Source organism: Thermococcus sp., from assembly GCF_027066465.1.
GTDB lineage: Archaea > Methanobacteriota_B > Thermococci > Thermococcales > Thermococcaceae > Thermococcus.
This window is the reverse complement of record NZ_JAMONU010000159.1, coordinates 1-7,452: the sequence shown is the minus strand read 5'-3', so window position 1 is coordinate 7,452 and position 7,452 is coordinate 1. Positions and strand designations below refer to the sequence as shown.

At 54.6% G+C, this 7,452-nt stretch carries 14 protein-coding genes; 2 read left to right on the top strand and 12 right to left on the bottom strand.

Features of this window, described 5'->3' with window-relative positions:
* A partial coding sequence (gene fen, locus MVK46_RS07800) for a flap endonuclease-1 (protein WP_297536102.1) occupies positions 1 to 755 on the top strand: 755 nt, incomplete at its 5' end.
* On the opposite strand, the gene MVK46_RS07795 is transcribed toward fen, so the two are convergent.
* From MVK46_RS07795 to MVK46_RS07765, 7 genes are all read right to left on the bottom strand, one after another.
* On the bottom strand, positions 756 to 1,655 hold the full coding sequence (locus MVK46_RS07795; protein ID WP_297536101.1) for a transcription initiation factor IIB: 900 nt from the start codon (positions 1,653 to 1,655) through the stop codon (positions 756 to 758). It abuts the gene before it with no gap.
* Positions 1,656 to 1,677: 22 nt separating this feature from the next.
* Positions 1,678 to 1,971 carry a hypothetical protein gene (locus MVK46_RS07790; RefSeq protein ID WP_297536100.1) on the bottom strand — a complete coding sequence of 98 codons (294 nt, stop codon included), beginning with the start codon at positions 1,969 to 1,971 and terminating at the stop codon, positions 1,678 to 1,680.
* A 14-nt stretch (positions 1,972 to 1,985) separates the two neighbouring features.
* The gene (locus MVK46_RS07785; RefSeq protein WP_297536098.1) at positions 1,986 to 2,324 is read right to left on the bottom strand and encodes a DNA-binding protein; all 339 of its coding nucleotides are present in this window, start codon (positions 2,322 to 2,324) and stop codon (positions 1,986 to 1,988) included.
* Between the two features lie 74 nt (positions 2,325 to 2,398).
* On the bottom strand, positions 2,399 to 2,851 hold the full coding sequence (locus tag MVK46_RS07780) for a 30S ribosomal protein S19e (protein WP_297536097.1): 453 nt from the start codon (positions 2,849 to 2,851) through the stop codon (positions 2,399 to 2,401).
* 3 nt (positions 2,852 to 2,854) lie between these two features.
* The gene (locus MVK46_RS07775) at positions 2,855 to 3,262 is read right to left on the bottom strand and encodes a YhbY family RNA-binding protein (protein WP_297536096.1); all 408 of its coding nucleotides are present in this window, start codon (positions 3,260 to 3,262) and stop codon (positions 2,855 to 2,857) included.
* Between the two features lie 58 nt (positions 3,263 to 3,320).
* Complete coding sequence (locus MVK46_RS07770; RefSeq protein ID WP_297536094.1) at positions 3,321 to 3,719, bottom strand: type II toxin-antitoxin system VapC family toxin; 399 nt, start codon at positions 3,717 to 3,719, stop codon at positions 3,321 to 3,323.
* A complete protein-coding gene (locus tag MVK46_RS07765; protein ID WP_367182645.1) occupies positions 3,716 to 3,964 on the bottom strand; it encodes an AbrB/MazE/SpoVT family DNA-binding domain-containing protein in 249 nt (82 codons plus the stop codon). Before MVK46_RS07765 ends, MVK46_RS07770 begins: the two co-directional genes overlap by 4 nt.
* Before the next feature lie 79 nt (positions 3,965 to 4,043).
* Here MVK46_RS07765 and MVK46_RS07760 point away from each other — a divergent pair, with 79 nt between their 5' ends.
* Positions 4,044 to 4,661, top strand: coding sequence for a 7-cyano-7-deazaguanine synthase (locus MVK46_RS07760; protein ID WP_297536104.1), 618 nt, complete (start codon positions 4,044 to 4,046; stop codon positions 4,659 to 4,661).
* On the opposite strand, the gene rpl18a is transcribed toward MVK46_RS07760, so the two are convergent.
* From rpl18a to MVK46_RS07735, 5 genes are all read right to left on the bottom strand, one after another.
* The gene (gene rpl18a, locus MVK46_RS07755) at positions 4,645 to 4,878 is read right to left on the bottom strand and encodes a 50S ribosomal protein L18Ae (RefSeq protein WP_297536092.1); all 234 of its coding nucleotides are present in this window, start codon (positions 4,876 to 4,878) and stop codon (positions 4,645 to 4,647) included. The genes MVK46_RS07760 and rpl18a overlap by 17 nt on opposite strands.
* 47 nt (positions 4,879 to 4,925) lie before the next feature.
* Positions 4,926 to 5,609 (bottom strand): translation initiation factor IF-6, encoded by a 684-nt coding sequence (locus tag MVK46_RS07750; RefSeq protein WP_297536090.1) that lies wholly within the window; start codon positions 5,607 to 5,609, stop codon positions 4,926 to 4,928.
* 27 nt (positions 5,610 to 5,636) lie between these two features.
* On the bottom strand, positions 5,637 to 5,906 hold the full coding sequence (locus tag MVK46_RS07745; RefSeq protein ID WP_297536089.1) for a 50S ribosomal protein L31e: 270 nt from the start codon (positions 5,904 to 5,906) through the stop codon (positions 5,637 to 5,639).
* A 10-nt stretch (positions 5,907 to 5,916) separates the two neighbouring features.
* Positions 5,917 to 6,072, bottom strand: coding sequence for a 50S ribosomal protein L39e (locus tag MVK46_RS07740; RefSeq protein WP_297536087.1), 156 nt, complete (start codon positions 6,070 to 6,072; stop codon positions 5,917 to 5,919).
* 79 nt (positions 6,073 to 6,151) lie between these two features.
* A partial coding sequence (locus MVK46_RS07735; RefSeq protein WP_297536086.1) for a CGP-CTERM sorting domain-containing protein occupies positions 6,152 to 7,452 on the bottom strand: 1,301 nt, incomplete at its 5' end.

Genomic DNA, 7,452 nt, shown 5'->3' with positions numbered 1-7,452 from the left:
AGTTAGAGAGAAGGCGCGAAGCGAGGGAAGAAGCCGAGGAGAAGTGGCACGAGGCCCTTGAAAGGGGGGACATCGAGGAGGCCAAGAAGTACGCGATGAGGGCAACCAAGCTGAACGAAACCCTCATAGAGGACGCCAAGAAGCTGCTCCAGCTAATGGGGGTTCCCGTAGTTCAGGCCCCAAGCGAGGGTGAGGCCCAAGCTGCATATATGGCCAAGAAGGGCGACGTCTACGCCTCGGCGAGCCAGGACTATGACAGCCTTCTCTTTGGAGCACCGAGGCTCGTCAGGAACCTCACGATAACCGGGAGGAGGAAGCTCCCCGGGAAGAACGTCTACGTCGAGGTTAAGCCCGAGCTTATAATCCTTGAGGAGGTTCTCAAGGAGCTCGGCATAGACAGGGAGAAGCTAATCGAGCTGGCAATCCTCGTTGGAACGGACTACAACCCGGGCGGAATCAAGGGAATTGGACCAAAAAAAGCTCTAACAATAGTCAAGAGTGTAAAGGACCCCCTGAAGAAGTATCAGAAGATGAGTGACGTTGATTTGTACGCGATAAAGGAGTTCTTCCTGAATCCACCTGTCACGGACGACTACGAGCTGAAGTGGCGCGAGCCCGACGAGGAGGGAATCCTTCGGTTCCTCTGCGACGAGCACGACTTCAGCGAGGAGCGCGTTAAAAACGGCCTCGAAAGGCTTAAAAAGACCGTAAAGGCAGGAAGACAGAGAACCCTCGAAAGCTGGTTCAGGAGATGACTACATCGGAACCTTGAGGTTCAGCTTGTCAACGAGCTCCTTGTAGCGGTTCCTGACGGTCACCTCGGTAACGCGCGCGACCTCTGCAACTTCCCTCTGAGTTCTTTTCTCCCCCTCAAGCAGACCCGCTATGTAGAGGGCCGCCGCGACCAACCCAGCCGGGCTTTTTCCGCTCGTGAGCCCCCTCCTGTAGGCCTCCTCAAGTATCTGAATCGCCCTTCTCCTGACCTTCTCGCTAAGCTCGAGCTCGTCGGCAAACTTGTTCACGTAGTCGGTCGGTTTAACGAAGAGCTTCTTTGGAGTTAAGTTGAGGTGCCTCGCTATGAAGCGGAAGCTCCTTCCGATTTCCTTCTTGTCAACGCGCGATATGTCCGCTATCTCGTCGAGCGTTCTGGGGACCTTCAAAAGCCGGCAGGCCGCATAAACGCAGGCCGCTATAACCGCTTCGATGGAGCGGCCCCTTATGAGGCCCTTTTTCACGGCTTCCCTGTAGAGCCTCGCCGCCTCTTCCTCCACGTGTCTCGGGAGCTTGAGCTGGCTCGCTATCCTGTCGAGCTCGCTCAGCGCGAAAGCCAAATTCCTCTCGGCCGCATCGCTGACCCTTAGGCGGGACTGCCACTTCCTGAGGCGGTACATCTTCTCCCTCATCAAACCGGTGAGGGAGCGGTCTATCCCTATGTCGGTCGAGAGGCCCTTGTCGTGGAGGAGTATGCTCTCCGGCGCTCCAACGCGCGCCCTCTTCTCCCTCTGGCTGGGGTCGAATGCCCTCCACTCTGGACCCTCATCGACAACGTTCTCCTCAATAACGTAACCGCAAACCTTACAGACTATCTCGCCCCTGCTGGGGTCGTATATAAACTCGGTTGACCCACACACGGGACACACTCTCTTCCCGCTCACCCAAACACCCCCGGCCGCCGGGCTATCTTGCAAGCCCCTTATAAACCTTAACTTTGGGGAAGACGTGCTTTAACAGCCACAGGAGGTCTTCTTTCTGGAAGGTTATCCTCTCCAGAACTCTAACGTCCCAGTCCTCCTCCACAACGTTCGCATACACCCATAGGAAGACGGGATTCTCCTCACTACCCACGTGCCTGTTCCTGTAGAGAACATCGGCGGTGCCGTCTTCATTCTTCCTTACCGAGACGACCCTCCAGGTGTCGAGACTGACCTCTCCCTTTTCGTTGAGAATCTTCACTATCTCCCGCGCGTCCATCAATGCACCGTCCGTTACCACTTAATCCGGAACTCCCTTCTCGTTCTTTCATCAATCTGAGCCAGAATCCTCTTCAGTTTGGCGTCGTCTATCGGCTCCCTTATCTGGCCTGCCTGGTAAAGCTGAGCGAGGACGAGCTCAACCTGTCTCGCGAGCTCCGGCTTAACGAGCTTAACGCGACCGAGCCTCTCCCTCGCCTCGGGAGTCAGAATCTTCCTCATGATTGCCTCAAGCTGAGCCTGGAGCTCCATCTCCCTTCTCAACGCCTCCTCCTGAGCCTTCTGCTGCTCAAGGTATTTCTTCTGAAGCTCCATGAGCTTGCGCCTTCTAATTTCCTCAATGTCTTCCGCCATGCCTCCACCTCCGATTCACGCTCAGAACCGGAAGTTAAAAATGTATTGGGTCAAGTGTGGGAAAAGAAGAGAATTCAGTACTTCCTGAGTTCAGGAATCTGCTCCTCAAGCTCCTTCTTAAGCTCGGTGGCAATCTTGTCGAGGAAGCTCTGACCCTTCGGGGTTACAACCCTTCCCTCCCCTGGAACCTTCTGGACGAAGCCCGCTTTTTCGAGCTGCTGAAGGGCCTTCCTGATTATGCTCCCTCCAGCCTTGTAGAAGTGCTCCGGGGCGTGCCCGCGGTTCTTCCTGCCGCCGTACCAAGTGCGAAGTCTCTCGATTCCGACGGGACCGTCGATGTAAACCTTTCTCAGTATGCTGGCAACGCGGTAGTACCACCAGTCCTCCTGCTCCGGCAGTCTTTCCTTGTGCCTTCCGGTCTTCACAAAGGGCGCCCACTCGGGGGGCTTTATCTCCTCTATCTCCTTGAGCTTCTGGGCGACCCTCTCGACGAGCAGGTCACCGGGAACGTCATAGACAGTCGCCATCTTTCAATCCCTCCCCTTCCTAAACTTCTTCCTGAAGTTAGCGATATCGAGCCTGACTTTACGGACGGGCTTCTCCCGTCTGGTCTGGCCCTTTCTTTCAAGGCGCCTTAAATACCTTTCCCAGCCTTCCCTCGGTTTGAACAATATAAACCTTTTGCCCCTGACGTCTATCAGCTCGCTGTCGGTGAGCTCGGCTACCTTCTCCGCTATGGCCTTCCTGTCCATTCCCGTCGAGATGAGAGCTCCCTTCCTTATCTCGACTTTGAGGACACCGTCCTTCTCAAGCTGAGTCTCAATCTCGTCAATCACGCTCTCGGCGAGACCCTTCTTACCAATCCACGCTCGCGGTTCGATGTCATAGTATCTCGCGCGCAGAGCCCTCCTCACCTTACCGGGTAAGCGCTTCTCCATCTCTCTCACCTCTTAACCTCTCGCCCGAAAGGGCCTTAAAAAGGTTGGCCTTTTAAGGCTATTTGCTGAACCTCTCCATGACCTCCTCAGGCGTTAGAACCTCGGGAAGCCAGCTGAAGTGCTTCTTGTTGTAGGTAACCAGCGGAGCATTGAGGTTTAGAGCCAATGCGCCTATCATGTAATCCCTCGTGTTCTTCGAGAAGTCCCAGCGACCGATGGCGCTTTTTGAGGCTATCTTGGCCGACTCAACGTCAAAGGCCACCACATCAATCCCCACAGTCCAAAGAAGGGTCTCAAAGTTCTCCAGTGCGATTTGAAAGTCGCCAGTTTTCTTGGCGAGGTGGTACAGGTACTCCGTGTAAACCACGGTGTTTATGACCGGTTCAAGGGGCGAGGATTCCAGCCACTTAAGGAACTTCCAGTTGTTGAAGACGTTTGTATCAAGAACGACCCTCATTCTTTCTCCCCCAGCTCCCTCAGAGAGCGCGCGATTCCCCTGGCGAGTCCCTTTCTCACCTCCTCAACAGTCTCATCCACGTCTTTCATTATCTCGGCCATCTCCCTGAGGAAATCATCGAGGGGCTTTATCACGTAGCCCTCCTTTGTCCTCACGAAAACAACCTTATCCCCCGCCTTTATTCCAAGCGCCTCCCTAACCTCCTTGGGTATCGTGACCTGGTATTTCTTTGTGACGACTGGCATTACTTTCACCGATGTGGTATTACCATCAACCCTTAATAACCCCTGCGGTCGCTAATAAGCCCGGGAAAAGGTGATGACGATGAAGGTTCACCACCTCTACTCCGGCGGGAAGGACTCAAGCCTGGCCGCATGGATTCTAAGTCAGCTCGGCTACGAGGTCGAGCTCGTAACGGTAACCTTCGGCCTGCTCGACAACTGGAGGTACGCGAGGGAGACCGCTGAAAGGCTCGGCTTCAAGCATAGAGTTCTGGAGCTTCCGGTTGAAATCCTCAAAAAAGCCGGGGAGATGGCGATAAGCGACGGCCATCCCAACAACGCGATACAGTTCATCCACGAGAGGGCTTTGGAGGCACTCGCCTCGATGCCAGAAGTTGAGAGGGTGAGCGACGGAACTCGGAGGGACGACAGGGTTCCTCTCCTCGATTTGCCTAAAGCGAGGTCGCTGGAGGACAGGTTTGGGGTTGCCTACATCCGGCCGCTCCTCGGTTTCGGCTACAAGACGATACGCGAGCTTGTCGAGAGGCTCTTCGTCGTGGAAATCAGGGAGAGCGAGAAGCTTGAGAAGGCCGACTACGAGGTCGAGCTGAGGCATCTCCTCAGGGAGAAGGGCATAGACCCGCTCGAAATCTTTCCGAAGAGACACTATCAGTCGAGGGTTCTGGGCTGGAGAGAAAAAGAAATCAAAGCTCAAGGCTGAGCCTTCTGACGACTGGGTTCTCCGCCTCTTCCGGCTTTATCTCCTCGATGCTCTCAATCCATATCTTGGTTCTCGGGACGCGGTGCTTGCTCCCTATCTCGGAATAAACAAGCTCAACGACGTGCTCCGGCTTGAGAGCGCGGTACTCCTTGGTGAAGGGCTGCTTGAGCTTACCCCTCTGGAAGATTCCCTTAACGCGGTAGACCTTGACCTCCATCTCCACCCCTCCTTCAGCGGGCTTGTCAAAGGCGTTTTTAAGCTTTATCAAAGGAAGCCCAAAGCTTCCTCAATCTTCACTATCTCCGGACCCGTCGTCAGGTGTCCGACGACGACGCCGTGCGAGTTGGCTATCATGCACGAGCCGACGAAGGGAACGCCCATGTTGGCGGTTCCGACGTATACATCCACCTTGAAGAGGTCGCTCAGCCACTCAAGCTCCTCGTCGGTCGCCTCGGGGTGCACGAGACCGCCTTTGTTCGTGACGACGCCGACGCTTCCAACCGCGGTGTAATCGGCTATAACGCCTCTCTCAACCGGAACGCCGAGGATGTCCTCAATTTCTCTGGCTTCCTCCCTCGTGAAGTCCTTGCTGACCAGTGCACCTTTGTCGTTCGCTAAAATCAGGTTTCCAAAGGCAGTTAGCCTGCTCTTGAAGGGGACAACCTTCATGTCAATACCGTACTCCCTGAGCTGGGCGTTTATGAAGTCGAGCTCGGCGTCCCAGATGTACCAGGGAACTATCAGGGCGTTTGAGTTCCCGCCTACAAAGATTCCAACTATCCGCGACTTCATTATGCTGGTCTCAATGAGTGGGACTTTCAGAACTTCCCTCAGAATTTCAAGCTTCTTCTCGCCCAGGCCCTCCCTGATGAGGGCTACCCTATCGTTTGCAAAGCCGTAAACGCCAAGATACGGGGAGTTCTCAAAATCGAGCCTCTCGATGTGCATCTCTTCACCTCTAAAAAGTGGTTAAAATCAGGCGAGGGAAACCTTCGCGACCCTCTTACCCTCGACCTCCTCAACGACGACCTTAACGCGTAGCTTGTTGGGTGGCTTCTCGGCCCCGCGCTCCCATATCTTCTCGTTGACGGCCGGGTCAATCTTGACCTCCTCGGCCTTGGCGTGCCTCGCTATCCACTCGCGAACGAAGCGAGCCGCTCTCGGTGCCCTCTTCCAGCGCGGAACGCGCTTCTTTATCTTCCTGATGGGAACGACGAATATGACCTCCTCACCGGGCTTAATCATTTAGACCACCTCACTCCTTGAGTTTGGTCCTCCTCCAGTGCCTCCTCTTCGGGTGGGTGAGAACTTCCCTGTTCGTTTTGACGATAACCCAGACGGGAATACGCCTGTTCTGTTTGTAAGCCTTCGCAAGCCTGAGCTTCTTGGCGAGCGGCTTGTTCCTTGACATGGCAACACCTCCCCTCACAATGCCTGTTGATGCTTTGGGAATGCGTTTTTAAGCTTTTTCGTGGGGAAAAGAAAAGAGGTCAGCGCCTCCTCCTGTAGAGGAGGAGCGGAAGAAGGGCGAGACCAACGACGAAGGCAGGTCCGCAGATGCCCTTTGATGAACCGGACTCGGTCAGGGTGTACTTAAACTCGACCCTGTTGGGAACCTTCGCCATAAGCTCCTGATACGCCTTAAGCGGCGTTCCGTAGCGGAGGTAGACCTGACTTTTAACGATGACCTCCCTGTCGCTGACCTTTCTCACCGTCATGATGACCCTGCTCCCGTTTATATCAACGTCTATGTTCTCAGGAAGCTCCGTGAACTTTGCACCCTCGGGGAGGATGAACTTTGTAATCTTCGTCTCGTTTATGGCCGCGTCAAGCCTGTTGAGGAACTGCATGTTGCCGAGTTCAAGCTTGGGGTCGTAGGCGTAGACGTAGCTTCCGTTAACTTCCCTCGTAAAGTTCACGAGAATGAAGTGGTACTTAACGACGAGCGGTCCAGTGGAGTTCAGGTTGAGTATTCTAACGTTGCCGCCCTTAACGGCCACGCCCTCTCCCTGGAACTCCTCGGCGTACTTCTTGAAGAGGCCCTGCTCCGCCGTTTGAACGCCCTGATAGGTAATCTGGAACTTGAGGTAGTTTATGTAGGACTCGGGCTTGATGTACTCCTCGACACTGTCAAAGAGGGTCTGGTTCTTCTGGACGGTTATGTTGTTGTATATCCTCATCAGCCAGGTCGTGTAGTTCTCAACCCCGGGCCTGCCCTTGTACTGGATTATGAAGGCCCTCGGCTGACCGTAAATCTTCTGTATGTCCCCGTAGGTAACGCCCTTGGCGAAGTATATTATCGAGTGAACGTAAACGGTTGTCCCGTTCACAACTTTAACGTTAATTTTGACGTAGCTTCCGTTGGACTGGGCCGAGTAGTTGGAGGGAACCTCCGTTATTTTTGCTCCCTTCGGGAGGTGGATTATGAAGTAGTTGTCGAGGGTCATGCTGCCGTTCATCTTGGTCGGGTCAATCTGGGAAAGGTCCGCCACGCGGAGCAGGTCGAGGGTAATCTCCCAGACGTTCCCGTAGGAGTAGTACCGCGCGAAGTTGGGTATCTGCCCCTTAATCACGGTCGTGAGCGGGCCGGTTGAGTTGTAGCCGATTATCTCACCGGTTGCGTTCTTCAGGTAGTAACCTTCCTGGGAGAGTCTCTGGGCCATCTGGCTCACAAAAGCTTTGGTTGCGTTTTCTAATCCCATCTGGGCTATGCTCTCCCTCGTCTTGTTGAGCAGACTCTCGGGGCTGTAGACGGTCGTTATGAGCGTGACGTTGGCAGTTCCGTTCCACG

Bases quoted from the DNA above. Each gene is read 5' to 3' on its own strand.
- MVK46_RS07785 (WP_297536098.1), bottom strand. From the start codon at position 2,324: ATGGCGGAAGACATTGAGGAAATTAGAAGGCGCAAGCTCATGGAGCTT.
- MVK46_RS07790 (WP_297536100.1), bottom strand. From the start codon at position 1,971: ATGGACGCGCGGGAGATAGTGAAGATTCTCAACGAAAAGGGAGAGGTC.
- MVK46_RS07760 (WP_297536104.1), top strand. From the start codon at position 4,044: ATGAAGGTTCACCACCTCTACTCCGGCGGGAAGGACTCAAGCCTGGCC.
- MVK46_RS07775 (WP_297536096.1), bottom strand. From the start codon at position 3,262: ATGGAGAAGCGCTTACCCGGTAAGGTGAGGAGGGCTCTGCGCGCGAGA.
- MVK46_RS07740 (WP_297536087.1), bottom strand. From the start codon at position 6,072: ATGTCAAGGAACAAGCCGCTCGCCAAGAAGCTCAGGCTTGCGAAGGCT.
- MVK46_RS07780 (WP_297536097.1), bottom strand. From the start codon at position 2,851: ATGGCGACTGTCTATGACGTTCCCGGTGACCTGCTCGTCGAGAGGGTC.
- rpl18a (WP_297536092.1), bottom strand. From the start codon at position 4,878: ATGGAGGTCAAGGTCTACCGCGTTAAGGGAATCTTCCAGAGGGGTAAG.
- MVK46_RS07745 (WP_297536089.1), bottom strand. From the start codon at position 5,906: ATGATTAAGCCCGGTGAGGAGGTCATATTCGTCGTTCCCATCAGGAAG.
- MVK46_RS07770 (WP_297536094.1), bottom strand. From the start codon at position 3,719: ATGAGGGTCGTTCTTGATACAAACGTCTTCAACAACTGGAAGTTCCTT.
- MVK46_RS07765 (WP_367182645.1), bottom strand. From the start codon at position 3,964: ATGCCAGTCGTCACAAAGAAATACCAGGTCACGATACCCAAGGAGGTT.
- MVK46_RS07750 (WP_297536090.1), bottom strand. From the start codon at position 5,609: ATGCACATCGAGAGGCTCGATTTTGAGAACTCCCCGTATCTTGGCGTT.